Annotated in this window: 30 protein-coding genes; 26 read left to right on the plus strand and 4 right to left on the minus strand. The window is 38.7% G+C overall.

The window, feature by feature from the left end; genetic code table 11:
- Positions 1 to 84: 84 nt before the first annotated feature.
- Complete coding sequence (locus WAX46_RS06030) at positions 85 to 1125, minus strand: LCP family protein (RefSeq protein ID WP_226567718.1); 1041 nt, start codon at positions 1123 to 1125, stop codon at positions 85 to 87.
- Positions 1110 to 1778: a YigZ family protein gene (locus tag WAX46_RS06035; protein ID WP_226567717.1), complete on the minus strand. Its 669-nt coding sequence runs from the start codon at positions 1776 to 1778 to the stop codon at positions 1110 to 1112. The genes WAX46_RS06030 and WAX46_RS06035 overlap by 16 nt, the downstream gene beginning before the upstream one ends.
- Positions 1779 to 1999: 221 nt before the next feature.
- On the opposite strand from WAX46_RS06035, the gene WAX46_RS06040 reads away from it, so the two are divergent.
- The 24 genes from WAX46_RS06040 (at position 2000) to WAX46_RS06155 (ending at position 24074) form a co-directional block, all read left to right on the plus strand.
- Positions 2000 to 3175 carry a sensor histidine kinase gene (locus WAX46_RS06040; protein ID WP_336493499.1) on the plus strand — a complete coding sequence of 392 codons (1176 nt, stop codon included), beginning with the start codon at positions 2000 to 2002 and terminating at the stop codon, positions 3173 to 3175.
- A 64-nt stretch (positions 3176 to 3239) separates the two neighbouring features.
- Positions 3240 to 3929: a two-component system response regulator DegU gene (degU, locus tag WAX46_RS06045; protein WP_226567715.1), complete on the plus strand. Its 690-nt coding sequence runs from the start codon at positions 3240 to 3242 to the stop codon at positions 3927 to 3929.
- Positions 3930 to 4141: 212 nt separating this feature from the next.
- Positions 4142 to 4984: a DegV family protein gene (locus WAX46_RS06050; RefSeq protein ID WP_336493500.1), complete on the plus strand. Its 843-nt coding sequence runs from the start codon at positions 4142 to 4144 to the stop codon at positions 4982 to 4984.
- A gap of 119 nt (positions 4985 to 5103) precedes the next feature.
- Positions 5104 to 6477 (plus strand): DEAD/DEAH box helicase, encoded by a 1374-nt coding sequence (locus WAX46_RS06055; RefSeq protein ID WP_442895660.1) that lies wholly within the window; start codon positions 5104 to 5106, stop codon positions 6475 to 6477.
- A 70-nt stretch (positions 6478 to 6547) separates the two neighbouring features.
- Positions 6548 to 6841, plus strand: coding sequence for a late competence development ComFB family protein (locus WAX46_RS06060; RefSeq protein ID WP_226567712.1), 294 nt, complete (start codon positions 6548 to 6550; stop codon positions 6839 to 6841).
- 302 nt (positions 6842 to 7143) lie between these two features.
- Positions 7144 to 7524, plus strand: coding sequence for a ComF family protein (locus WAX46_RS06065; protein ID WP_226567751.1), 381 nt, complete (start codon positions 7144 to 7146; stop codon positions 7522 to 7524).
- A 55-nt stretch (positions 7525 to 7579) separates the two neighbouring features.
- The gene (locus WAX46_RS06070) at positions 7580 to 7999 is read left to right on the plus strand and encodes a TIGR03826 family flagellar region protein (RefSeq protein WP_226567711.1); all 420 of its coding nucleotides are present in this window, start codon (positions 7580 to 7582) and stop codon (positions 7997 to 7999) included.
- Positions 8000 to 8078: 79 nt separating this feature from the next.
- Complete coding sequence (gene flgM, locus WAX46_RS06075; RefSeq protein ID WP_226567710.1) at positions 8079 to 8342, plus strand: flagellar biosynthesis anti-sigma factor FlgM; 264 nt, start codon at positions 8079 to 8081, stop codon at positions 8340 to 8342.
- A 17-nt stretch (positions 8343 to 8359) separates the two neighbouring features.
- Entirely contained in the window at positions 8360 to 8842 is a 483-nt protein-coding gene (locus WAX46_RS06080) for a flagellar protein FlgN (protein WP_226567709.1), read from the plus strand.
- 15 nt (positions 8843 to 8857) lie between these two features.
- Positions 8858 to 10378 (plus strand): flagellar hook-associated protein FlgK, encoded by a 1521-nt coding sequence (gene flgK, locus WAX46_RS06085; protein WP_226567708.1) that lies wholly within the window; start codon positions 8858 to 8860, stop codon positions 10376 to 10378.
- 8 nt (positions 10379 to 10386) lie between these two features.
- Positions 10387 to 11298 (plus strand): flagellar hook-associated protein FlgL, encoded by a 912-nt coding sequence (gene flgL / locus WAX46_RS06090; protein WP_336493501.1) that lies wholly within the window; start codon positions 10387 to 10389, stop codon positions 11296 to 11298.
- A 46-nt stretch (positions 11299 to 11344) separates the two neighbouring features.
- Complete coding sequence (locus tag WAX46_RS06095; RefSeq protein ID WP_226567706.1) at positions 11345 to 11923, plus strand: DUF6470 family protein; 579 nt, start codon at positions 11345 to 11347, stop codon at positions 11921 to 11923.
- Positions 11924 to 11951: 28 nt separating this feature from the next.
- Positions 11952 to 12386, plus strand: coding sequence for a flagellar assembly protein FliW (gene fliW / locus WAX46_RS06100; protein ID WP_226567705.1), 435 nt, complete (start codon positions 11952 to 11954; stop codon positions 12384 to 12386).
- Positions 12380 to 12604: a carbon storage regulator CsrA gene (gene csrA / locus WAX46_RS06105; RefSeq protein WP_226567704.1), complete on the plus strand. Its 225-nt coding sequence runs from the start codon at positions 12380 to 12382 to the stop codon at positions 12602 to 12604. The genes fliW and csrA overlap by 7 nt, the downstream gene beginning before the upstream one ends.
- Positions 12605 to 12764: 160 nt before the next feature.
- Complete coding sequence (gene flaG, locus WAX46_RS06110) at positions 12765 to 13106, plus strand: flagellar protein FlaG (protein WP_226567703.1); 342 nt, start codon at positions 12765 to 12767, stop codon at positions 13104 to 13106.
- 19 nt (positions 13107 to 13125) lie between these two features.
- Positions 13126 to 14637: a flagellar hook-associated protein 2 gene (locus WAX46_RS06115; protein WP_226567702.1), complete on the plus strand. Its 1512-nt coding sequence runs from the start codon at positions 13126 to 13128 to the stop codon at positions 14635 to 14637.
- Between the two features lie 20 nt (positions 14638 to 14657).
- Positions 14658 to 15062 (plus strand): flagellar export chaperone FliS, encoded by a 405-nt coding sequence (gene fliS, locus WAX46_RS06120; RefSeq protein WP_226567701.1) that lies wholly within the window; start codon positions 14658 to 14660, stop codon positions 15060 to 15062.
- Positions 15059 to 15400, plus strand: a complete 342-nt coding sequence (locus WAX46_RS06125) for a flagellar protein FliT (RefSeq protein WP_336493502.1) — start codon at positions 15059 to 15061, stop codon at positions 15398 to 15400. Before fliS ends, WAX46_RS06125 begins: the two co-directional genes overlap by 4 nt.
- 13 nt (positions 15401 to 15413) lie before the next feature.
- A complete protein-coding gene (locus tag WAX46_RS06130) occupies positions 15414 to 15794 on the plus strand; it encodes a hypothetical protein (protein ID WP_336493503.1) in 381 nt (126 codons plus the stop codon).
- 33 nt (positions 15795 to 15827) lie between these two features.
- On the plus strand, positions 15828 to 17513 hold the full coding sequence (locus WAX46_RS06135; RefSeq protein ID WP_336493505.1) for a methyl-accepting chemotaxis protein: 1686 nt from the start codon (positions 15828 to 15830) through the stop codon (positions 17511 to 17513).
- 187 nt (positions 17514 to 17700) lie between these two features.
- Entirely contained in the window at positions 17701 to 18264 is a 564-nt protein-coding gene (gene hpf / locus WAX46_RS06140; RefSeq protein ID WP_336493506.1) for a ribosome hibernation-promoting factor, HPF/YfiA family, read from the plus strand.
- A gap of 197 nt (positions 18265 to 18461) precedes the next feature.
- On the plus strand, positions 18462 to 20987 hold the full coding sequence (secA, locus tag WAX46_RS06145) for a preprotein translocase subunit SecA (protein WP_336493507.1): 2526 nt from the start codon (positions 18462 to 18464) through the stop codon (positions 20985 to 20987).
- Between the two features lie 67 nt (positions 20988 to 21054).
- Positions 21055 to 22156, plus strand: a protein-coding gene (gene prfB / locus WAX46_RS06150) for a peptide chain release factor 2 (RefSeq protein WP_226567695.1) whose coding sequence is annotated in 2 segments (ribosomal slippage) — positions 21055 to 21126 and positions 21128 to 22156 — 1101 coding nt in all. Because the reading frame shifts where the segments join, the coding sequence is not laid out codon by codon here.
- A 124-nt stretch (positions 22157 to 22280) separates the two neighbouring features.
- On the plus strand, positions 22281 to 24074 hold the full coding sequence (locus tag WAX46_RS06155; RefSeq protein WP_226567694.1) for a M3 family oligoendopeptidase: 1794 nt from the start codon (positions 22281 to 22283) through the stop codon (positions 24072 to 24074).
- A 74-nt stretch (positions 24075 to 24148) separates the two neighbouring features.
- On the opposite strand, the gene WAX46_RS06160 is transcribed toward WAX46_RS06155, so the two are convergent.
- Positions 24149 to 24598 carry an alpha/beta hydrolase gene (locus tag WAX46_RS06160; RefSeq protein ID WP_336493509.1) on the minus strand — a complete coding sequence of 150 codons (450 nt, stop codon included), beginning with the start codon at positions 24596 to 24598 and terminating at the stop codon, positions 24149 to 24151.
- A gap of 154 nt (positions 24599 to 24752) precedes the next feature.
- Between WAX46_RS06160 and WAX46_RS06165 the strand changes: the two genes are divergently transcribed.
- Positions 24753 to 25601, plus strand: coding sequence for a YitT family protein (locus WAX46_RS06165; protein WP_226567693.1), 849 nt, complete (start codon positions 24753 to 24755; stop codon positions 25599 to 25601).
- A gap of 48 nt (positions 25602 to 25649) precedes the next feature.
- Entirely contained in the window at positions 25650 to 25979 is a 330-nt protein-coding gene (gene cccB / locus WAX46_RS06170; RefSeq protein WP_226567692.1) for a cytochrome c551, read from the plus strand.
- Between the two features lie 99 nt (positions 25980 to 26078).
- On the opposite strand, the gene WAX46_RS06175 is transcribed toward cccB, so the two are convergent.
- The coding region (locus WAX46_RS06175; protein ID WP_336493510.1) for an IS3 family transposase at positions 26079 to 26248 on the minus strand (170 nt) is incomplete at its 5' end.

Consider the following 26248-nt stretch of genomic DNA (forward strand, 5'->3'; position numbering starts at 1 on the left):
AACCCCTCCATTATAGACAGATTAGTATGCTTTCTTTTTTCTGTCTACTATGAGGGGATCCTATCATAGGAAGCGGGTTGTTTTTTATTGTCCTGATGAATTGGTCTGTGAATCTGTTCCAATGGATGACTCAATAGGAAGCTTTAAATGCGTCCGTAATTCATTTTGCAGCTCAGCCAAGTTGGTTTGATCTGGCTCGAAGTAGTACGTTCGATTTGGTCCTAAATAAAGGTCTGATCCTTTAATAGAAATTGTTTCTGTGTCGTCTCCTTTAAAACCACTGTAAATTTGCTGAAGAGCAAGGCCTTCCGTGATACGGAAATTGGTCGTAATGTGATCACTTACTTCTCTTGCGATATTATCGATGTTTGCAATGTTATTTGGTTTCGCCATTTGATCGATCATTGCTCGTAAAATTTGTTTCTGACGATCGTTACGCCCGAAATCACCACGTGGATCTTGTTTTCTCATACGTGCGTAAGCAAGTGCTTCTTCCCCGTTTAAATGCATATTTCCTTTTTTAAAGTAAATCTTTTTTGATTTTTTGACGTCACTTTTTTCATTGAAGTCAAATGGAACATCTATATCAATTCCACCCACTTCATCAATGACATCTTTGAAGCCCTCAAAATCCACTGTTGCATATTTGTCGATCGGAATATGCAAGAATTGTTCGACAGTTTCAATCGTTTCGTCTTTTCCGCCTTTAGCAAATGCCGCATTAATCTTTCCTTTACTTCCTGTCGTATCACTTGCAAGCTGTACCCGTGTGTCACGAGGAATACTAACCATTTTCATCGTTTTATCCTGAGGATTAATGGTTGCGACAATGAGTGAATCTGAACGGCCATAATCACCATTCGTGGCATAATCTTCAATTCCGACAAATAGAACAGAGAAAGGTTTCTTCTTAATGTCAATCACAGCATCACGGAGCTTTGATTTCTCCCCGCGCTCTAATTCATCATATGTTTTGTCAGCAGCCTGAAGTGTATTAACAATTTTATATACTGCAAATCCGCCCATGCAGATGAAGAGAAGCAAAAATAAGATCAGAATACGTTTGAAAATCTTTTTCTTCTTCCATTTTTTCTTTCGTACACGCACTTTTACTCGTTGTGCCATTCATCTTTCTCCTTTATCGGACAAATGTCCTTTTCTAAATAAATAAGTACACCTTCTTTTGTAACACTGTTTCCATTTGTCAGCTCAGTCATCCATTTGATGAACTGCTCTGTTTGTGATTCTTCTACATACGTCTCAAAAATAACATCTTCGGCATAATGGATTTCTTTTAGCTGAAAAGATGAGGCTCTAAGCTCATTCTCTACCTTTCCAAGCCATGTATAATCTATTGTTGTGTGCATCGTACGCATTAAGCAACATTCTACCGTACCAACATGATTGATTGCTTCTGATACAGACTTTCCGTAGGCACGAATTAATCCACCGGCACCTAATTTGATACCGCCGAAATAGCGAGTGACCACAACGACTGTATCTTTAAGCTTACGTTTCTTTAGCACTTCAAGCATTGGCACACCTGCTGTACCACTTGGTTCACCATCATCATTTGCTTTTTGAATCAAATCATTTTCACCAATGAGATAAGCTGAACAATTATGTGTGGCATTCCAATGTTGTTTTTTAATGGTTTGTATAAATGCTTGTGCTTCTTCTTCTGAGACAGCACGCTGTATATGACAAATAAAACGTGATTTTTCAATGACGACCTCATGCTCGCCACGACTTTTTACTGTAAGATAGCGGTTCAGCAAAAGACATACCCTCCTGACAAGCAAATTGTAAGACTAGAGAAAATTTGCATTGGCTTTAGAATTTTACAGCGTATTTTGTTATGATGATAGGAGCGTAAAAAGGGTCGTCATAAAAACTTCATGATTTATACGCATTCTTTCATTATAATTCGACATAAAATGCAGATCAATGACATTTATAATAAAAAAAGATGACATCACTGTTACGGGAGGGAAAAGCCATGACAACACCCAAAATGGATCCGAAATTATTGGATTCAATCATCATAAAAATGCTAAGTACAGTTGATGGTAGCAAGGACGAAGTATTTAGAATAGGCGAACAGTCCCGTCAACAATATGAAAGCCTAGTAGAAGAGCTTAAGCAAATCAAGCAGCAAGTGAACGAAGTAATCGACTTTGGGGATAAACTAGAAGTCCATACGAGACATGCTAGAAATCGCTTATCTGAGGTCAGCAGAAACTTCAACAAATTCAGCGAAGACGAAATTCGAGAGGCCTATGAAAAAGCACATAATCTTCAAGTAGAACTCACCATGATCCAACAGCGTGAAAAGCAGTTGAGAGAGAGAAGAGACGATCTCGAAAGACGCTTATTAAACCTACAAGACGTCATTGAACGTTCTGAAACGCTTGTGAGTCAGATCACGGTTGTCCTCAACTATCTCAACCAGGATTTACGCCAGGTGGGCGTTTTGCTGGAAGATGCACAGGCAAAACAAGATTTTGGTCTAAGAATTATTGAAGCGCAGGAAGAAGAGCGCAAAAGGGTGTCCCGGGAAATTCATGACGGTCCTGCTCAGATGCTGGCAAACGTAATGATGCGTTCTGAATTGATTGAACGGATTTTTAGAGACCGTGGTACAGAGGAGGGCTTTAAAGAAATTAGAAGTCTCAGACACAATGTGCGAAATGCTCTGTACGAAGTGAGAAGAATCATTTATGATTTAAGACCGATGGCTTTAGATGATTTAGGTCTCATTCCGACATTAAGAAAATACTTAAATACAATTGAAGAGTATGATGGAAACACCAAGATTACGTTCCAATGCATAGGTGATACAGAAAACGAAAGAATTGCTTCTCAATTTGAAGTGGCACTGTTTAGGCTAGCCCAAGAAGCTGTCACTAATTCCTTAAAACATTCTGAAGCTGAAGAAATTTCTGTAAAGGTAGAAGTAACAAAAAATTCTGTGACATTAATTATCAAAGATGATGGAAAAGGCTTTGATATGAAGGATGTCAAAACAATCAAAAACAAATCCTTTGGTTTACTTGGCATGAAAGAGCGCGTAGACTTACTAGAAGGTAAAATAACCATAGACTCAAAAATAGGTCTAGGGACATTCATCATGATTAGAGTGCCGTTAACATTGCAGAATAAAATTGTAAAATAGAGTCAAAAGACATATTGACCATAAAGTTCAGGTGTAGAACAATAAACATGGGGAGGCGTAGCTTGTGACTAAAGTAAATATTGTAATTATTGATGACCACCAATTATTCCGTGAAGGTGTCAAACGGATTTTAGATTTTGAACCTACTTTTGAAGTAGTTGCAGAAGGAGACGACGGTGACGAAGCTGCACGTATTGTAGAGCACTATCATCCGGATGTTGTCATTATGGACATTAATATGCCGAATGTAAATGGTGTAGAGGCTACAAAGCAGCTAGTAGAGCTTTATCCCGAATCAAAAGTCATTATTCTATCTATTCATGACGATGAAAACTATGTGACACATGCATTGAAAACAGGTGCGAGAGGTTACCTGTTAAAAGAAATGGATGCAGACACTCTCATTGAAGCAGTAAAAGTAGTAGCTGACGGAGGATCTTATTTACATCCAAAAGTAACTCATAACTTAGTAAATGAATTTCGACGTCTAGCGACTAGTGGTGTTTCAGCATATCCACAGCACGAGGTATACCCAGAGATTCGCAGACCACTTCATATTTTAACAAGACGTGAATGTGAAGTTCTTCAAATGTTAGCTGATGGAAAGAGCAATAGAGGAATTGGTGAATCGCTCTTTATTAGTGAGAAAACAGTCAAAAACCACGTAAGTAACATTTTGCAAAAAATGAATGTAAACGACCGTACACAAGCTGTTGTTGTAGCGATTAAAAACGGCTGGGTAGAAATGAGATAATGTTCCGGACAAGTACTCCTTTTTCGCCTGTTTTTGGTTCTCTCACATCCTTAGATTGAGTGAAATGATAGGTTTGATAAGAAGTCTTTTTCGGAGATAGTGGCTTGCCTATTGATTAGGCAGGCTTTTTTGATTACTATTATAAATCTAACGAAAACAATGATCATTCCTTTAGAATAAAAAAGAGTAACGAATAAGGAAGGTATTTAAGAATGAAAATAGCCGTTGTAACAGACAGTACTGCTTATATACCACAAGAGCTACGTGACAAACATCAAATTCATATGATCCCCCTTAACGTCATCTTTGGCTGTGAATCGTATCGAGAAGAAATAGAGATGGATTGGAAGGCATATTATGAGGAAGTAAAAAAGCATAAAGACCTTCCAACAACCTCTCAGCCTGCTTTTGGTGAACTAGTAGAATTATATGAAAAATTAAGTGAAACACACGACGCTGTGATTAGTATTCATCTTTCAAGTGGAATCAGTGGAACTTATAATAGTGCAGCCATAGCAAACGATATGGTTGACGGAATTGACATTTATCCGTTTGATTCAGAAACTAGTTGTATGGTGCAGGGTTTTTATGCATTAGAAGCTGCTGAAAAAATTCAAAAAGGTGTTTCTCCAGAAGAGGTTTTAACACATCTCAATCAATTGAAAGAAAACGAACGAGCCTATTTTATGGTAGACGACTTAACTCATTTGCAAAGAGGCGGCAGATTAAATGGTGCTCAGGCTTTTATTGGAAGCCTCTTAAAGGTAAAGCCTATCCTTCATTTTGACAACAAGCTAATTGTCCTTTTTGAAAAGATTCGTACACGTAAAAAGGCCATTTCCCGTATTTTTGAATTATTTGATGAAGATGCATCATGCGGTGTTCCGATGAGAGCAGCAATCATTCATGGAAATAGAGAAGAAGAAGCAGAAGAATTGTTGGCGCATTTATCAGAAAAGTACCCACATGTTGAATTTTATAAAAGCTATTTTGGTGCCGTGATCGGCACTCATCTAGGCGAAGGCTCATTAGGTATTGGCTGGGTAATCAGATAGAACTCAAAATCCCCTTTTCTCATAAAAAAGGGGATTTATTTTTCTGTTTTTGCAGTTGGACGAAAGCTCAGGTCTTTGTACATAATAGGCAAACATCAATTGAAAGGTGTTTGGTGAAATTGAACATGAACAAAGCAATGAAACTAATGGGACAACTCCACTCACGGCACCTCCTTACCTTTGAATGCAGATGCACACAATCCAATTTGGATTGGCTGGAGGAGAAAGGGTTAATAACTAGAACTCCTGCCATTGAAAGGAAAGCGAGCGGTTTTATATGCTTGCGGTGTGGTGTATCAAAAAAGCAATATTTTGCTCTCTCTCCGTGTGAAATGTGTCAAAAAGAATGTGTGTACTGTAGATCATGCATCATGATGGGAAAAGCAACCGAATGTAGCTCTCTTTATGAATGGATTGGTCCACAAACGAAAGAAACATTTCAAGTTGAATTAACATGGCAGGGAGAGCTGTCTAAGGGACAAAAGGTAGCGTCAGAAAAAATGATAGAAGCGATAAAAAATAAATCTGATCTACTAGTATGGGCTGTTTGCGGGGCAGGGAAAACAGAGGTGCTTTTTCACGGAATTGAATATGCGTTAAAGAAAGGAATGAGTGTATGTATTGCCACACCTAGAACAGATGTTGTGCTTGAACTTGAACCGCGAATTAGAAAAGTATTTCAAGGGGTGAATATAGCTGTGCTTTATGGTGGAAGTCCTCAAAGGTTTCAAATAGCGCCGCTTATGATTGCCACAACACATCAGCTGATGAGATACAAAAATGCTTTTGATGTCCTCATTGTAGATGAAGTCGATGCCTTTCCTTTCTCAATCGATGAGCGTCTTCAGTTTGCTGTTCATAAGGCCATGAGCAAAAGCGGAATCAAAATTTACTTAAGTGCCACACCATCTAAAAGAATGAAAAGAGACGTTTCTCGCGGACGATTAGAAGCAGTAAAGATTCCTCATCGTTTCCATCAACAACCTTTACCGGTCCCATCATTTCAATGGATCGGACATTGGAAAAAGAAATTAAAAAAGAATCAGCTGCCGTTTACTGTGGTGAAATGGCTTCAGCAACATATCACAAAAAGGAGAAGGGTTTTACTTTTTGTTCCTTCTATTTCTACTATGAAGAAGGTAATGACTATTCTTCGAGAACTTCATGTAAATGTAGAGGGTGTTTCTGCTGACGATCAAGATAGAAAAAAAAAGGTAAGGAGATTCAGGAATGATACATACGATGTCCTGGTTACCACAACTATTTTAGAGAGGGGTGTAACCATTCAAAATGTTCAGGTTGGGGTACTAGGTGCAGAATCAACTATTTTTACAGAAAGTGCACTTATACAAATTTCTGGGAGAGCAGGTAGGCATCCTGATTATTCTGATGGAGATGTTCTCTTTTTTCATTTTGGTTTAACGAGAAGTATGAAGCAAGCGAAGAATCATATCGTACAAATGAATGGTACGGCTGCACAGGAGTTTTCTTGAAAATAGTGTGGTTTCAGATAAATCAGGGTACATAATATTGACAATACACAAATGGCAGGAGGGACAAAATATGCTACTCAATGCAAAAGAAATACTACTAAAGAAAATCCTCTATCAATATCTCGACCAATTAAACATGATTTGTCATTGTGAAAAGTATATAGAAGATGTATTGGCTATTTCGCTGAATCAAATGAAACTACAATATATAATAGATATCGAGAAAATATCTTACAGTAAATCCGAGATGGTAGATAAACAAAAAAATACGGCTATGCTTGTCATTCTCACAGAAGCTGCTTCAAAGGTCACAACATTTCCAAGATGTGCAAATCGTCTACCGTTGAATAAGGAAAATAGTTGATTTGTCCAATCTGTGAGGGACAATTTGTTGCTCCTTTTACATGGAAATCATTACTTCTATTAAGTGAAGATAGTTTATGTATAGCTTGTAAGAAACGACTAATTAAGATTCATAGCCCTATTTGTCCCAAATGTGGAAGAGCACAGGTTAGTAATCAATTATGCCATGATTGTTTCCGCTGGAATCAACGATCTGATTCGACTGAGGTGCTGGTAAAAAATAGGTCTGTTTATGTTTATAACGATTTCATGAAAGGCCTCCTAGCCCGGTATAAATTTCGAGGTGATACTGCTTTAGCTGATTTGTTTAAGAAAGATGTACAAGAAGCGTTTAAGTGCTCTTTTTCAATAGAAAAACCGGCATTGGTCCCGATTCCTTTAAGTAAAGAGAGGTTAAAGGAAAGAGGATTTAATCAGTCAGTCGTGCTAGCTTCCTTCATTGGATTGCCTATACTGCAACCACTCATTAAAATTCATCAAGATAAGCAGTCTAAGAGAAGTAAAAATGAACGTCTAGATCAAAAGGGTTTGTTCCAATTAAAGCAACGAGACGGCATCGTTCAAAAGGATGTCATTTTAATCGATGATATCTATACAACTGGGGCGACAATCTATGATGCGGCAAGAATTTTAAAAGATGCAGGTGCCAAAAGTGTTTCCTCTTTTACGTTGATTCGTAGTTAAAAATCATGATAATCAACCGATATTAAAAAAGAAAATAACGCAAGGGGTTTTGGTTATGAATCAATTGGCAAACTGTCCACAATGTAATCAGTTATTTTTAAAAACCACCATCCAAACTGTTTGTAATAAATGCTTTGAAGAAGAAGAACGTTCTTTTGATATCGTTTATAAATTCTTGCGGAAGCAAAGTAATAGACAATCAACCATTGTTGAAATAGTAGAAGCAACAGAGGTTGATGAAGAATTAATCTTGAAATTTATCCGGTTGAAAAGGCTTCAGATTAGTCAATTTCCGAATATCAACTATCCTTGTGAAAGATGCGGCCAACCGATCAGAAAAAATAAGCTGTGCAGCCAATGTGAACAGGATATAAGTTCGCAAATCACTCAAATGAACCAAGAAGATGGGCGTAAAAGGGAGATCGAATCTAGAAAAAAAGACACTTATTATGCCATTAATCCTAAAAACGACTGATTTCCTAAACTAAGTTGCAGTTTGGTCGATAAAAAGGATAGAATCAATACAGACTGTAACGGAAAGCGAGAGGAATCCCGTGAAAATTAATCGATATGGAACACAGCCAGTAAATCCTTACAAGAAAACATATGAGAAACAGACGTTGCAATCGAATCAAGCAAAATCAACTGATAAAGTCGAAATTTCTAAAAAGGCAATCGAAATGCAAAAGGTGCCGAATTTAATGAAAGAACGCCAAGATAAAATAGAGCAAATTAAAAAAAGCATTGAAGCCGGAACATATCAAGTAGATACAAAAGGCATAGCAGATAAAATGCTGAATTTTTATAAACAACAATAACAGAAGGAGTAGCGTGAATGTCAGTTAAAATAATTATTGAAGAGCTGCATCGACTCTATGGATTGCATGAACAGCTTCTAAAGCTGTCTAATGATAAAACAGAAATGCTGAAAAGTAATGAGATTGATGCTCTTTCAGAGGTTCTGAATCTAGAACAAAAATATATTCAGGCCATTTCTCAATTAGAAGAAAAGCGGATTGAAGCCACAGTTCAATTTTTACAAAGTGATCAATCGTCTACAATCACCGCATGTATCGAAAAGGCTGAAGGTACGGATCAAGTAGAGCTCATTTCATTATATGAAAAATTAAATGACATCATGGTGGAACTGAAAGATGTAAATGATCTAAATAAACAGCTCATTCAGCAATCACTTCAATTTATTTCACTGACATTTGATCTCGTTAATCCTAATAAAGAAAATATGAATTACGGACAAAATGGTCTTGAGAGTTCAAAGCCTACACAGCATAGGGCTTTGTTTGATTCAAAGGCTTAAACAAGGAGGATACCAATGGGTTCTACATTCATGGGACTAGAGACGGCTAAAAGAGGAATCACAGCCCAGCGTGCAGGGCTTTATGTCACATCAAACAACGTGTCTAATGCAAATACGGAAGGCTACTCAAGACAAAGAGTTACCTTTAAAGCAGATAATCCTTATCCAGTGAATTCTGTTTATGACGGCAAGACTTATGGCCAAATGGGGACTGGTGTTCAAGTTGGAACCGTTGAAAGAATTAGAGATAGTTTTTTAGACCTTCAGTTCAGAGGTCATAACAACAATTTGTCTTACTATCGAGCCAAGTCTGATGCCCTTTCACAAATGGAGGGGGTTATGAATGATTTGACAGATGAAGGCTTAAACAGAGCCTTTGATAATCTTTGGAAATCATTACAGGTCCTATCAGAATCGAAAAATGCTGATTCTGCTTCGGCGCGTACGGTTGTCAAAACAAGTGCACAAGCTTTAGTAGACCAATTTCGCCTGCTCAATTCTTCTTTAACAACGATACAAAAGAATCTAAAAACAGAACTCGATTCAACAGCAAAAAATGTGAACACTCTTTTATCTCAAATAGAGGAAGTGAATAAACAGATTGCAACAGTTGAGCCAAATGGATATCTTCCAAATGATCTTTATGATACGCGTGATGCCCTTATAGATCAGTTATCCTCACTTGTTGATATTAAAGTGAGCTACAATCCACCTGGTGGAAATGCACTCAAAATTGCTGAAGGAACTGTCAACATCGACATTATCGGTGCGAATGGACAATCTGCTGGTACAATTTTGAATGGCATTACCAACGAGAAGTCTGAGTTGCAAATCTCCTACGATAATACGACAGGTCTTGTAAACTCGCTTCAATTCGGAACAACAACGATTGCAGCAGATCAGTTACAAGTGAATGGAAAAGTGAAAGCACTTGTTGAATCGTATGGCTACATGTCAAATGGAGCTGAAAAAGGAATGTATCCAGAGATGCTTGCAGAGCTAGATGAAGTAGCACAAGTATTCATGGATACATTTAACGACGTGCATAAGCAAGGGTACACATTAAACGGTACAAGCGGCCAAAACTTTTTTGACATTGAGGATAACAATGATTTGAATAAAGGATTGGCAGCTCGTATCAAGGTGAGTGATGTGATTTTAGCATCAACAGATAATATTGCCGCATCTCTCAATCAAACACAAGGTGACGGTTCGAATGCTACGGAATTAGCCAATATTCAAAATATAAAGCTGTCAATAGGCGGGAATACAACAACGATTCAAGATTACTATCAAAATGTCATTGCTGAAATGGGGATACAAGGGAAAAAGTACATGACGCTGGAAAGAAGTTCAGCTGATCTTGCTACCTCAGCAAATGAACGTAGAATGTCTACAAGCTCTGTCTCCATCGACGAAGAAATGTCGAATATGATTCAATTTCAGCATGCATATAATGCCGCCGCAAGAATAATGACATTACAAGATGAAGTATTAGATAAAGTAATTAACGGCATGGGTGTCGTAGGAAGGTAGGATAACTGATGCGAGTCACACAAGGTATGATTTCTCAAAACTCACTTCGCAATATTAGTAAAAGTTATGAAAAACTTTCTAAAATTAATGAGCAGGCGCAAACTGGAAAACGTTTTACAAAAACGTCTGATGATCCTGTTGCAGCAGTGAAAAGTCTTCAGTATAGTACAGCTCTGTTTCGAAATGAACAATATCAAAACAATCTAAATGAGGCTCGAAACTGGATTGATACATCTGAAACGAGTGTCACTGAAATCATTGATATTATGTCAAATGTACGAGACAAAGTGCTTGATGCGGCTAATGGAACAAAGCAGCCTGAAGATTTAGCGGCTATCGGAGTGGAAATTGGTCAGATGAAGAAACAAATCATTGATGCAATGAACACTCAGATGTTAGGCAAGTTCGTATTTAATGGGACAAATACGAATGTAAAACCAGTTGTAGAAAACGCAGATGGCACGTATACGTTTAACTTTGAAAATTATACGGATGCTAATGGAGTTAAATCGAACATTTCTGATGGTATTACTTTAAATGTGAACTCAAATCCACTTTCAGCTTTTGGGGGACAATCTGCTAGCGGTCAAAATGTCATCGAAATGCTGACGGATTTAGAAAACTCACTAAAAAATGGAACGTTTACAAACTCTGATGATGCATTAGGAAATATCGATCAGTTTAAAGAAGTGATGAGTGCTGAGCGCTCAGACCTTGGAGCCCGATCGAATCGTATTGATTTAGTAGGTAGCCGTTTGACTTCACAATTCGAAATGCTGAAAAATGCTAAATCAGATAATGAAGATGTTGAAAGTGAAAAAGCGATTATTGATCTTCTTCAACAAGAGGTTGTGAATAGAGCTGCTTTAGCGGCGACAGCTAAGGCTATTCAGCCATCACTTGTCGATTTCTTAAGATAATAAAAAGCATCCATTGGGTGCTTTTTTGCATCATGGAGGTGAATATATGCAAATCCCTAGATTGTTAATTCAACAAACCTATGCAAAGCTGCAAATGTCAACAACTCCTTCTAGACAAGAGGTGGAGCAGCCAAGAGCGGATCTTGAGATACAGCAGCCAAAAGCTGTCATGAACATTACAAGGACACCGTCGAAATTAACAATTGATCAAACTGAGGCATTTGCTGATATGGATATCAAATCAATTTTTAGGCGGTCTGAGGAATGGGCAGTTGAGGGGAAACGTGCTGTTGAAGAAGGAATGGGCCGAAGAGCGGAAGAAGGAAGCGAACTAATTAAAATTGAGAATGGTGGTAATGCAATTGCTGAATATGCCAAAATCAATGGCAGTTCTCCAGCAAAACAATTCACCATCGGTGTGATTCCTTCGTTCTTTAGTGTCAAAATTCACTATCAGCCTTCCGAGCTTCAAATTGATGTTGAGCCGCAAAAAGCCATCATTGAGGCAACAACGCATAAGCCAATTGTTAACTATCAGCCGGGTAAAGTAAATATTGATATGTTACAATACCCTGAATTAAAAATAGAAGTTGACGAAACGGGCCAAAATGGTGATAAGGTATAGTTAAGAAAAATGAAAAAGGTCGTGAATTATGATCATTCAAACAAAATACCATGGCGAAGTGCCGATTAAAGAGGAGCAAATCATCAACTTCTCTAATGGGATACCAGGATTTTTGGATCAAAAACAGTTTGTTATTTTACCTTTATCAGAAGAATCCCCATTTTTAGTTCTTCAATCATTAAAAAGTGCCGAATTAGGGTTTATTGTCAGCAGTCCGTTTATATTTTTCAACCAATACGAATTTGACTTAGATGAGGCGGTTGTGGAAATTATTGGTGTGGAAGATGCGAACGATATTGAAGTAATGGTTATTTTAACAATGGAATCTTCTATTGAAAAAACGACAGCCAATTTAAGAGCGCCTATTATTGTAAATCGGAAAAACATGAAAGCGAAACAGGTCATTTTGCATGATTCAGCTTATCATACAAAACATTTGTTAGAGGTAGCTTCCTCATGCTAGTTCTATCTCGTAAATTAAATCAGTCGATTCAAATAGGCGATGATATTGAAGTCAAGATTATCTCGATCGAAGGCGATCAATTGAAAATCGGAATTGATGCTCCTAAGCACATCGACATTCACAGGAAAGAAGTTTACCTGTCTATTCAAGAAGAGAACAATCGCGCTGCGAGTATGTCCTTAGATCTACTTTCTCAATTATCCTCACAAAAAAAGTGAGGATTTTTTTATCTGACTGACCCATTCTCCTTCGTGTGAGAGCGTTTCTGTGTGAATGTTACTATCTATATGAAACTTTAACAAATCTGTCTATCTATATTTAATTTGAAAATTCAAAGCCGATATAAAAGATAGATTAAAGCACAGGAGCTGAATAACTATGTCTGTTGGTAAGTTGACATCGCTAGAGACAATTATCGATGCATATCAAACCCGTGTTTCTAATAATCAGAATGACAGTGTAAACACTGATTTACAAGGAAATGGCAAGGTCGTTTCAAAAGAAGAAATTGAAAAAACCATTCAAGGAGCAAATAAACTAATAGAACCTACTCAATTTCATCTTCAATTTGAATTACATGAAAAGCTCAATGAATATTATGTCAAAGTAGTAGATAATCAAACAGAAGAAGTCATTAGAGAAATTCCTTCCAAGGAATGGCTTGATTTCTACGCGGCGATGACAGAGATTGTCGGTTTATTTGTAGATAAAAGGATGTAAATGAAGGGAGAAATGAACAATGGTTAATCGAATTACTGGATTTTCAAATGTGTTTGATATTGATGAAATCATATCAAAGTTAATGAAATCTGAACGAGCACCGCTTGATAAAATGACACGTCAGAAACAGATACTAGAATGGCAAAGAGACAGCTATCGAGAGGTTAATTCGAAAGTCAAAGAATTAGATGATCTGATTAACAAATTAAACTTAACGCTTCCAAGTACTTATGGCGCAAAAAAAGTGACAAGCTCTAATGAAGCTGCTGTCACAGCGACTGGAACGACAAGTGCTACCTCTGGCTCGATCAATGTCACTCAGCTTGCGACAGCTTCTGTATACAAATCTTCTGGTACATCTGGGTTTACACCTACAAACGGTACATTTACGTTTGAGGTAACTACACCAGATTCAACGAAACCAAAAACAGTGACAATTAATACCTCTGATACCGATACACTTGATGATATTGTCGCCAGGCTGAATAACTCTCAGCTAGGTGTAACGGCTTATAAAGGACAAATTTTTGATGGGACAAGCTATGTGGATACGATTGCTCTCACCTCGCGAACGACTGGTGAAGGTGTCAGTATTAAAGCAACTGATGGTGATTCAGCTTCATTCTTAACACAATTAGGATTTCAAGTAGATGGAGATAACAAATTAGTTGCGACGACACAAGGGCAGAAGGCGCAATACGAAATTAACGGTCTGAAAATGGAAAATAACAATAATACGTTCACCCATGCTGGTATCACATACGAGCTTAAAGCAACTACTGATAAGCCAGTCAGCTTAAACGTTTCAACAGATGTCGATGCGATCTATGACAAAATCAAACAATTTGTTGATAAATACAACGAACTCGTTGAGCAGATCAATGGCAAAGTCAATGAAAAAAGAAATAGAGATTATCAACCATTAACAGCTGAAGAAAAAAAAGCGATGTCTGACAAAGAAGTGGAGCTATGGGAAACGACCGCGAAGTCTGGTTTGCTGAGAAGTGATTCAATTTTACGATCTGGAGCCTCTAAAATAAGAAGTGATTTTTATGCTGATATTACGACAAGTGATTCTAATAAAATTCACATCACACAAATTGGTATTACGACATCATCAAAGTATAAAGATGGTGGAAAGCTTGAAATTAATGAAGAGAAGCTAAGAAAAGCTATTGAAGAAGATCCTCAAAAGGTCAGTCAAATGTTCATCTCGGGAAGTTTAAACCTTGATTCAAAAGATAAAGACAAAGCACAGCAGCAATATAAAGAACAAGGAATTATTTACCGTATTAAAAACTCCTTATCAGACTTCACGAAAAGTATTCAGATAAAGGCTGGTAGCACAACAATGGAGCTGAAAGAATACGGACTTGGGAAGGACCTGGATTCTTTGGCAAAACGAATGAGTACATTCCAAGACCGCTTGAAACTTGTTGAAAATCGTTACTATATAAAGTTTAATGCGATGGATAGTGCAATTCAAAAGCTAAACAACCAATCGGGCTATCTTTCTCAACTGCTTGGATAATAATTGGAGGTTTATAACATATGGCAATACAGAACCCTTATGCCGCCTATCAGAAAAATTCTATTGAAACCGCAACACCGGCCGAGTTGACGCTTATGCTTTATGAAGGGTGCTTAAAGTTTATTAGACTAGCGAAGCATGCCATTCAAAAAGAGGATGCTGAAACGAGAAACTTGAACCTGAAAAAGGCTCAAAACATCATCCAAGAATTAAATGTCACCTTAAATCGCTCCTATGACGTATCAAAGAGTATGGCCAGTATGTATGATTACATCTACCGTAGACTCATTGAAGCCAATCTCCAAAATGATGAAGAGATGTTGAATGAAGTAGAGCAATTCGTGATCGACTTCCGTGATGCTTGGAAGGAAGTCATTCAAACGGATCGAAAAGGTCGTCACCACTCTATCGGGGGATCTCTATGAGTATTGTTGACCAACTGCATGACCAAACATTAAAAATGGCTGCTGAAATAGCGTCAAATCCACAAAGTGAAACGTTGGTTGAAGACTTTGACGCTTTTTTAATTGAGAGAGACGAATTAATGAAAGATATTCAGCATGAGCTTACAGATCAAGAAAAAGAGAAGATCAAAGAGATCATTCAAACGGATCAACAGATGGCGAAGCAATTGACGACCATTCAAAAAGGGATTAAAGCGGATATTCAAGCCATTCAAAGAAAGAAAACGAAACAGATGAATTATCAAAATCCCTACAAGCCAATGACGAGTGACGGCGTTTTCTACGATAAACGGAAATAAATAGGTGAGACCTGTGGCGTATCGTTCAGATGACTATATCTTATTAACCAAATATTATGAACTTCTATATACGATAGAAGAGAGCCTAAAATATTTAGATGAAATTGAGAAGGATTTTGCTAAAACAGAAGGGGATCTGATCTTTAATGATCTGATCCAAGCCTTCTTTCATTTAGAGACAACACATCCCCTTCTGCTTTCAATTATTGAAAATGAGCACTTTGCTAAGACGATTCGTTCGTTTGACCAAATTTTTTCAAGTTTCGATATACTAGCTTTCTATACATTCCCTTCAAATCACTTCCAATCATTTCTTAAAACTTCTTTTATACCTGAATTTAGAAAGTGGATGGATGAAATACATGCCTGTATGAGGCCGTATGTCATTCATTAATTTTTGTTCAATTCAGACCTTTCGGAGGAAATTATGAGACTAAAAAATCAATTTTTATGTGGGCTTATTGTCATATGTGTGTTGTTTGTCAGTATTTTAGGTTTCTCAAGCTTTATCTATAACAAAACAGATCAATCCTATAAAGCGCTCCTCAACAAAGAAGTGAAGCTCTATCAAACCTCACTGGAACTAGAGACACTGCTGCAAAAGCAGGAAGCGCAAATCAAGACATATGTTGCCGTGCAAGATGCTGAGAATTTACAGAAAATTGAGCGAACATATGAAGATATTAACAAGAAAACTAAGGAAGCTTCAAAACTTAGTACCGTTAAACAAGCAAAAAATCTGTTAGATCAAATTTCAGAAAAAAATTATCTCTACTACACCTCAACCAATCGATTATTTAATTCACTTAATATGCAAAATCAAAAAGAATTCAACACCCGCCTCAGTCAAGAATTACATCCTATCGAACAAGAAATACATACCTTTACAAAAGAATTCGCACAAATACAACTGAAACAACGAGATCAGAAAATCAATCAGCTCAATCAAGACAGTAACCAATTATTGCTGACCCTCATTCTTGTCAGCGCAGCGATCGTAGTCGGCTTTTTGGTAATTGGTATCAGGTTTGTTCATCGAATGACAAAACCGATTGTCTCTGTTACAAATGCTGCAAGAAGGATGGCAGATGGTGATCTCACACTCGAAGAGATTGAAGTAAGTTCAAGAAATGAGATTGGCCAACTAGGGAAAGCTTTTAACCAAATGACAACTCATTTGCGTCAGCTCATTTTTCAGGTGCAGAACGGATCAAGACAATTATCTGATTCTGCTGCTCAATTTGAGGAAACCATCAGCCAGACCATTTCAGCTAGTAAACAGACGTCTAGCTCGATTGAACAGGTCAGTGAAGCGTCACGTGAACAATCAGATGCGGTCGGAAAAGTCGCTTCTGCCATTCAAGAGGTCTCGACTGGCATGCAAAATGCAGTTGAACACACATCCGATGTTTCGGGTCAATCAATTTCAGTGACTGAAAAGGCTGAAGAGGGCGCATCTCTCATTCAACAATTTGTAAAACAAATGAGCTCTATTAAGGAGTCTGTCAATGAACACCACTCCACAATGTCTAATGTACAAGCGCAGTTTACGGCCATCCAAGATCTATTAGGCAATATTCACGCCATTGCCGATCAGACGAATTTGCTTGCTTTAAACGCCGCAATTGAAGCGGCAAGAGCAGGGGAGCATGGAAGGGGTTTTGCGGTTGTGGCAGATGAAGTGAGGAAACTGGCAGAAGAATCGAGTCAGCTGACAGATCAAATTAGTCAATTGCTCGCCAACTTGAACAAGGATACGGGAAAGTCATCACAATCTATGACGAAGGTTGAACGAGATGTAGAAGAAGGAGTGAAAGCATCGCAATTGTCTGCACAGAACTTTCATGACATTTTGGAATCCATTCGTGATATCTCCATGAAAGCAGAGGAGATGTCAGCGACCGCAGAGCAGATTTCAGCTAGTACAGAGGAGATTTCTCAAACGGTTGGTGTCATTGAAGAAGGGGCAAAACGGAACTCAGAAGAGACGGAACATATGTCGGCGAATGTTGAAGAATCACTAGCGGCGAATGAAGAAATGAAAGCATCTGCGAAGGATTTAAAGTCTTTGTCTCAATCGCTGAAAACATCTATTTCATCTTTCAAAATTTAAAGCGTGCTGGTCTTTTTCAAGAATGAACGGAATATATATTCATCACCTATCAAGCAAAGCTGAAGCACTGCAAAATTCGACAAATTTCAATAAATATTCACATTTATTTTACGTTTGAGCAGGAGAAAAGGAGGGAAAAGTAGAAATAAGTTTACATATCCTTAATTTTAAAGGAGGCGTTCTTTACATGAATTACAATGTCAGAGGAGAAAATATCGAAGTAACACCTGCACTAAGAGATCATGTCGAGAAAAAAATTGGAAAGCTGGAGCGTTATTTTGAGTCAGATGTAGATGCTTCAGTCAACGTGAACTTGAAGTTTTACAACGATCAAGAATCTAAAGTTGAGGTTACCATTCCAATGACAGATCTAGCACTTCGATCTGAGGTGCATAATGAGGACATGTACAATGCAGTAGACCTAGCAGCAAGTAAATTAGAACGTCAAATTAGAAAACACAAAACAAAGGTGAATCGTAAGTTCCGTGAGCAAGGTGCGAAAAAGCACTTATTTGCTGGAGGAAATGGCACTGTCGATGTAGCGGTTCAAGATGATGAAGAAGTTGATGAAACAGAAATCGTCAGACAGAAGCGCTTTAACTTAAAACCGATGGATAGCGAAGAGGCCATCCTTCAAATGAACATGTTAGGTCACAGTTTCTTTGTCTTCACGAATGCTGACACAAATTTGACCAATGTGGTGTATCGCCGAAATGACGGTAAATATGGACTTATTGAGCCAAACGCTTAACTGTCAGCTTTTCATGACTAAAAACAACCTAAATAAAGTAAACCCGTTCCCTTGATGAGGGGCGGGTTTTTTGTTCTAAATCATTGCAAATTCTTTGGAAATCATGGAAGGTATGGTATGATAAATGTAGGTAAATATGGACCTGTTAAACTTTTGTACATGCCGAAAAATTGCATGAAATAGAGGAGCGTTATTATATGCTTGGAATCTTAAACAAAGTGTTTGATCCTACGAAACGTACGATCAGCCGATATGAAAAAAAGGCAAATGAAATCGAAGCTCTCGCTCAAGATTTTGAGAAATTATCAGACGAGGCTTTACGAAATAAAACGATTGAATTGAAAGAAAAACTGGAAAAAGGACAATCCGAGGATGACCTTTTAGTTGAAGCTTTTGCAACGGTTCGCGAGGCATCGCGCCGCGTGACAGGAATGTTCCCATTTAAAGTGCAGCTCATGGGGGGGATTGCGCTTCATGAAGGTAACATCTCTGAGATGAAAACAGGTGAAGGTAAAACGCTAACATCAACGATGCCCGTTTATTTGAATGCTCTTTCTGGAAAAGGCGTCCACATCGTGACAGTCAACGAATATTTGGCAAGCCGTGATGCGCAGGAAATGGGCAAAATCTTTGAATTTCTTGGATTAACGGTAGGCTTGAATTTAAACAGTTTAGACAAAGATGAAAAAAGAGAAGCGTATGCCGCTGATATCACGTATTCAACAAACAATGAACTTGGCTTTGACTATTTAAGAGATAACATGGTGCTTTATAAAGAGCAAATGGTCCAAAGACCAATTCATTATGCCGTGATTGATGAAGTTGACTCCATCTTAGTGGATGAAGCGAGAACACCTTTGATTATTTCTGGACAAGCTGCAAAATCAACGAAGCTTTATGTACAAGCAAATGCATTTGTTCGTACATTAAAAATAGAAGATGATTTTACGTATGATATTAAAACAAAAAGTGTACAGCTGACAGAAAGCGGAATGACAAAGGCGGAAAAGGCATTCGGCATCGAGAACTTATTTGATGTCAAACATGTGGCACTTAACCACCATATCGCTCAAGCCTTAAAGGCACATGTTGCGATGCAAAAAGACGTTGATTATGTCGTAGAAGATGGACAAGTCGTGATTGTTGACTCCTTCACAGGCCGTTTAATGAAAGGACGCCGCTATAGTGAAGGTCTGCATCAAGCCATCGAGGCAAAAGAAGGTCTTGAAGTGCAGAATGAAAGCATGACACTTGCAACAATTACGTTCCAGAACTACTTCCGTATGTATGAAAAGTTATCTGGTATGACAGGTACAGCGAAAACGGAAGAAGAGGAATTTCGTAACATTTACAACATGCAGGTTGTGACAATTCCGACCAATAAACCAGTGGTTCGTGATGACAGACCTGACTTAATTTATCGCACAATGGATGGTAAATTTAAAGCAGTGGCTGAGGATGTTGCGCAGCGTTATATGACAGGGCAGCCCGTTCTAGTCGGAACAGTTGCTGTTGAGACATCTGAGCTGATTTCTAAGCTGCTCAAAAATAAAGGCATTCCTCATCAAGTGTTAAATGCGAAAAACCATGAGCGTGAAGCACAAATTATTGAGGAAGCTGGTCAAAAAGGTGCCGTTACCATTGCAACAAACATGGCGGGACGTGGTACAGACATCAAGCTTGGCGAAGGTGTGAAAGAATTGGGCGGTCTCGCTGTTATTGGGACAGAGCGTCATGAATCACGCCGTATTGATAACCAGCTTCGTGGTCGTTCTGGTCGTCAAGGAGACCCAGGCATTACACAATTTTATCTATCCATGGAAGATGAATTGATGCGAAGATTCGGTGCAGAGCGGACAATGGCGATGCTTGACCGATTTGGCATGGATGACTCTACACCAATTCAGAGTAAAATGGTGTCTAAAGCCGTTGAATCTTCCCAAAAACGTGTTGAGGGAAATAACTTTGATTCCCGTAAGCAACTTCTACAATATGATGATGTGCTGCGTCAACAGCGTGAAGTCATTTACAAACAGCGCTTTGAAGTCATCGATTCTGATAACTTGAAATCGATTGTGATCAATATGATTCAATCGTCTATTGAGCGGGCTGTTGGATCTTATACGCCGAAAGAAGAACTTCCAGAAGAGTGGAAACTAGATGGTCTTGTTGAATTAATCAATACGAACTATTTAGATGAAGGTGGCATTACGGTCAAAGATATCTTCGGTAAAGAAGCAGATGAAATCACGTCCTTCATCATGGATCATATTAAAGAGAAATACGATGCAAAAGAAGAGACATTTGGCAATGAACAAATGCGTGAATTTGAAAAAGTCATCGTCCTTCGTGCAGTAGATTCGAAATGGATGGATCACATTGATGCAATGGATCAGTTGCGTCAAGGAATTCATTTGCGTGCGTATGCACAAACAAATCCGCTTCGTGAGTATCAAATGGAAGGATATACGATGTTTGAGCACATGGTGGCTTCGATTGAAGATGATGTGGCCAAATATGTTCTAAAATCAGAAATCCAAAACAACCTAGAACGTGAAGAAGTTGTTCAGGGTCAAACAACTGCTCATCAGCCTCAAGAGGGTGATGAGGAGAAAACGGTGAAGAAGAAGCCGGTACGGAAAATAGTTGATATTGGACGAAACTCACCATGTCATTGTGGAAGCGGTAAGAAATATAAAAATTGTCATGGGAAGACAGAATAAGTAATAGAAAGAGGTGAAAACCTCTTTCTATTCATGTCAACCCCCATACATCTATGAGGTGAAGGATATGGAATTAGTTGAAATTAGACAAGAGCTTGAAAATATGGCTAGCAGGCTAGCTGATTTTAGGGGGTCTCTTTGACCTCGAAACAAAAGAAGCCAAAATCACAGAGCTTGAAGCGACCATGTCAGAGCCTGACTTTTGGAATGATCAGCAAAAGGCGCAAGGTGTCATCAATGAAACTAATGCACTGAAGGATTATGTGAATACATATCATGAGCTTAGTGAATCACATGAAGAGCTGCAAATGACGTATGACTTATTAAAGGAAGATTATGATGGGGAACTTCATGCAGAGCTTGAAAAAGAGCTGAAGAACTTAACAAAACAGTTTAACGAGTTTGAGTTGCAGCTACTCTTAAGCGAACCATACGATAAAAACAATGCCATTCTTGAGCTTCACCCTGGTGCAGGGGGTACCGAATCACAGGACTGGGGTTCTATGCTTCTGAGAATGTACACTCGCTGGGCAGAACGTAGAGGCTTTAAAGTTGAAACGCTTGATTATCTACCTGGTGATGAAGCTGGAATTAAGTCTGTGACATTGCTGATCAAAGGGCATAACGCTTACGGTTACTTAAAAGCAGAAAAAGGTGTCCACCGTTTGGTGCGAATTTCTCCTTTTGATTCATCAGGCCGTAGACATACATCCTTCGTTTCCTGTGATGTCATGCCAGAATTCAATGAAGAAATTGATATTGATATTCGTACAGAGGATATTAAGGTTGATACGTATCGTGCTAGCGGCGCAGGTGGCCAGCACGTCAATACGACGGATTCTGCGGTTCGTATCACACACATTCCAACAAATGTCGTGGTGACATGCCAAACAGAAAGATCACAAATCAAAAACAGAGAACGTGCGATGAAAATGCTGAAATCGAAACTATACCAAAAACGGATCGAAGAACAGCAGGTAGAATTGGATGAAATCAGAGGAGAACAGAAGGAAATTGGCTGGGGCAGCCAAATTCGCTCTTATGTATTCCACCCATATTCCCTTGTGAAAGACCATCGAACCAATACGGAGATGGGAAATGTTCAAGCGGTCATGGATGGAGATTTAGATTCATTCATCGATGCTTATTTGCGTTCGAAATTATCATAAAAACTCGGCTTTTTGCTGGGTTTTTTTAATTGTGAGAACATATAATGAATATAAAGGAATACATACGCCATACTGACTTTACATTCTTTGTATGATGAAATTAGCACATAAAGGGGGAAATACTTTGGGATTAAAACCATTACAAGAGACGTGGGATTTAGATGCTTTTTTTAAGGGAGGCAGTTCTTCATCAGAATTTATCACATACTTGCAAAACATTCAGCAACTATTAGATGAATTACGCAAAAAGGTAGATGCCTTTTCAAAAGAAGATACACAAATTGAAAACAAATTAACGTCTGTCCTTGAAACGTATGAAACCACATATAAAAAACTTTCTCAAGCCGGTTCATTTGTATCTTGTCTACAATCTCAAAATACAAAGGATATGAAAGCAGGCAGCCTTCGAGGGTCCATTGCCAAGCTGGAAGCTGAATTAGAAACCATTCTTACGCTGTTTGACCAAGTGTTGGCTGCAATACCTTCTAATAAGTGGAAAGAACTGATGGATTCAGCCGACTTTTCAGATGTTCGTTACATATTAAATGAACGAAGAGAGCGCGTGAAGGACCAATTACCTGTTGAACAGGAAACGTTGATTCAAAAGCTAGCAGTAGATGGATATCATGCGTGGGATGAGCTTTATTCTAGCTTAGTGAATAAGATTACCATTCCATTTGAGCAAAATGGTGAAACGCAGATGATTTCTGTAGGCCAGGCAGAAAATACAATGGATGATTCAGATCGTGAAGTCAGAAAGTCTGTTTATCATAACCTAGAGCATGCATGGACGCAGGATGAACATTTATTTGCAAGCACCCTCAATCACCTCTCTGGTTTTCGATTACAAGTGTATGAAGCAAGAGGCTGGGATCATATTTTAAAAGAGCCACTTGATATTTGCCGTATGAAACAAGAAACACTTAATGCGATGTGGTCTGTGATCGATGAACATAAACAGCCATTCATTGATTACTTACAACGGAAAGCTGATATGCTTGGGGTTGGTAAGCTGAGCTGGTTCGATATTGGGGCACCTATTGGACGTGAGACAAAGACTTTTCCTTATCAAGAAGCAGCTGCTTTTATTGTGAAGCATTTTGCTGGGTTTGGAAAAGAGCTTGCTGCCTTTACTGAAAAAGCGTTTAATGAACGCTGGATAGAAGCTGAAAATCGTCCAAACAAACGTGTGGGCGGCTTTTGTACAAATTTCCCTGACAGCGGAGAATCTCGCATTTTTATGACTTTCTCAGGAAGTCCATCCAATGTAGCGACATTAGCGCATGAGCTTGGTCACTCTTTTCATCAGGAAGTGATGCAGGATGTTCGCATTTTGAATCGTAAATATGCGATGAATGTAGCAGAAATGGCATCGACCTTTGCAGAAATGATTGTAGCTGATGCTTCATTAAAAGAAGCGGCAAATGAAGAAGAGCGTCTCAGTTTGTTAGAGGATAAGCTGCAGCGTAGTGTAGCATTTTTTATGAACATTCAATCACGTTTTTTATTTGAACAGCGCTTTTATGAAGAGCGTAAACATGGAGAAGTGCCAGCTGATCGCTTGAATGAGCTGATGGTAGAAGCGCAGAAGGAAGCCTTTGGTGACTCCTTAGATGAATACCATCCGCATTTCTGGGCGTCTAAACTACATTTCCATATTACAGGTGTACCGTTTTATAATTTCCCTTATACATTTGGATACATGTTCTCGCTAGGTATTTATGCGAAAGCATTGCAGGCTGGGGCATCATTTGAAGAGAAATACATTGCATTATTAAAGGATACAGCTTCAATGGCGGTAGAAGATTTAGCATATAAGCATTTAGGTGTCGATCTCACCCAAAAAGCTTTTTGGGAGGAAGCCATTTCTCTAGCTGTGGCAGATGCCGAAGAGTTTTTAGAAGCAACGAAAAAATAGATGAAAAGCTCCTATTATGGGAGCTTTTTTGCTGGTTTTAACCACGTAAGCATTGTCTGAATGATGTCTTTTTGTTATGTCAGAGCTGGAATGTCAGCAGGCTGATCACCTTTTTGGTTGCAATACATGATTGCCTTTTCTCCTGATATAGACAGTACTTGAAAGGGTGCTTGTTTCAGGTCGTCTGATGCTGGATAAGAGGATAGAAAAAAGAGACCGTCTAGCTTGCTTTGATTGTTTTCTGCATACATAGCCGCAGCTGGTCCACCAAGTGAGTGTCTGCCAACATACCAATGTTTCATTGCTTTATGCCCTTTGATGATGTCCTGTGCTTTTTTTGTATGGAAGATCGCAAAGGAAAATGGCATGTCAGGGATAAAGATAGAGTAGGCTTTTTTCGAGAGTGCTTCCCCTATACAGGCATACGCAAGCGGTTCGACCTTGGCCCTAGATAGAGGATAATGCCAGTCATTTTCAGTAATTTCTCCATCGCATGTCCCTTCATTCTCATGTATATATTCAATATACCATCATTTCGCTCATACCAAGTAATGAGTACGCTGATCCGGCTGTGTGATAAAGTATTAATCCATTAGCACTGCATTTGGCTGTTATTTACAATCTGGATAGGAGGGCTTAAAATAGGTGTGCATTCAGAAGTAACGGAGGAAGAAAGACATGAAGCAGGGACATTCTCAATTTTGGATTGAAGCGAAAAATTATCTTTTCATTTTAATAGGATCAACCATCGTGGCGATTGGATTTAATACGCTATTATTACCGAATCAGATTGCAGCTGGAGGTGTGAGCGGGATTAGTACTATTATGCAGTCATTCGGTTTTGAAGCAGCGTATGTGCAATGGGGCTTGAATATCCCCCTATTTTTCGCTGGGTTTTATTTATTAGGCCGTACATTTGGGGTGAAAACACTAGTTGGCTCTATTTTTTTACCTTTGCTGGTGTTTTTAACAAGACATATTGCACCTGTGACGCATGAAGCTCTTTTAGCAGCGATTTTTGGAGGAGTGGTAATTGGGATCGGTATTGGGCTCGTGTTCCTTGGAAATGGATCAACGGGTGGAACGGCACTCGCTGCGAAAATCATCAATAAGTATACAGGCCTGTCGTTAGGCACATGTTTAGCGATAATAGATGGCCTTATTGTTCTGGCTGCAATGACAGTTTTTGGGATAGAAGAAGGACTGTATGCTATCATTGGTGTATTTATTTCTAGTAAAACGATTGATGTGGTTCAGGCAGGCTTCAGTCATTCGAAAATGGCGATGATCATTACCGGGCATGAGGATGAGGTCAGGCAGGCTGTTTTTGATCAAATTGATCGTGGTGTAACGAAAATCTCAGCAGTAGGAGGATATACCGATCACGACCGGCCGATTCTTATGTGTGTCGTTGGGCAATCACAATTCACAAAGTTGAAACAAGTTGTGAAAGCAATCGATGCATCAGCATTTGTCATCGTAATGGATGCGAAAGAGGTACTTGGTAAGGGTTTTAAAAGGGGGTAAACAAGGATATAATAACATTGACCGAAAGATTGTAAGGGAGGAAAATAGATGAAAAAGGGCGGATTAACGCTGCTATTCATGGCAATGCTTTTTGTACTTGCGGCTTGTGGAGGAAATTCGAGCAGCAGTAACAAAGAAGGCAGTAAGAGTGCTTCAACTGTTAGCAGTGGTGAGAAAATTTATCAGCAGAACTGTATTGGCTGTCATGGGAAAGATTTATCTGGTGGAGGCGGACCAAGCCTAAAAGAAGTAGGGAAGAAATATAATGAAAACCAAATCGCAGATATTGCACAGAACGGTAAAGGGTCTATGCCAAGCGGAATGGTGGATGAGAAACAAGCAACAGAAGTCGCAAAATGGCTTGCAGAGAAAAAATAAAACCTTTGTCTAATGGGACTGACCCCCGTTTTTGAGACAGGGATCAAAACACCTTTATGAAACAGCCAGTTGTCGAAACTCTTTCGGTGACTGGTTGTTTCATTTTAATTGAATTCGGATATTGTTATAATAATTAATATACTCCCTGACCGTTTTTTCTACAATGGCTGTTGTAGTGTTTGTCAGGTGGTGGAGATAGAATCCTTCTGATTTTAAACTGGAGTGGAAGGATTCGATGGGGGCATTATCAGCGGGCATTCCCTTACGGG

It is taken from the genome of Bacillus sp. FJAT-53060 (genome assembly GCF_037104745.1).
GTDB lineage: Bacteria > Bacillota > Bacilli > Bacillales > Bacillaceae > Bacillus > Bacillus stratosphericus_B.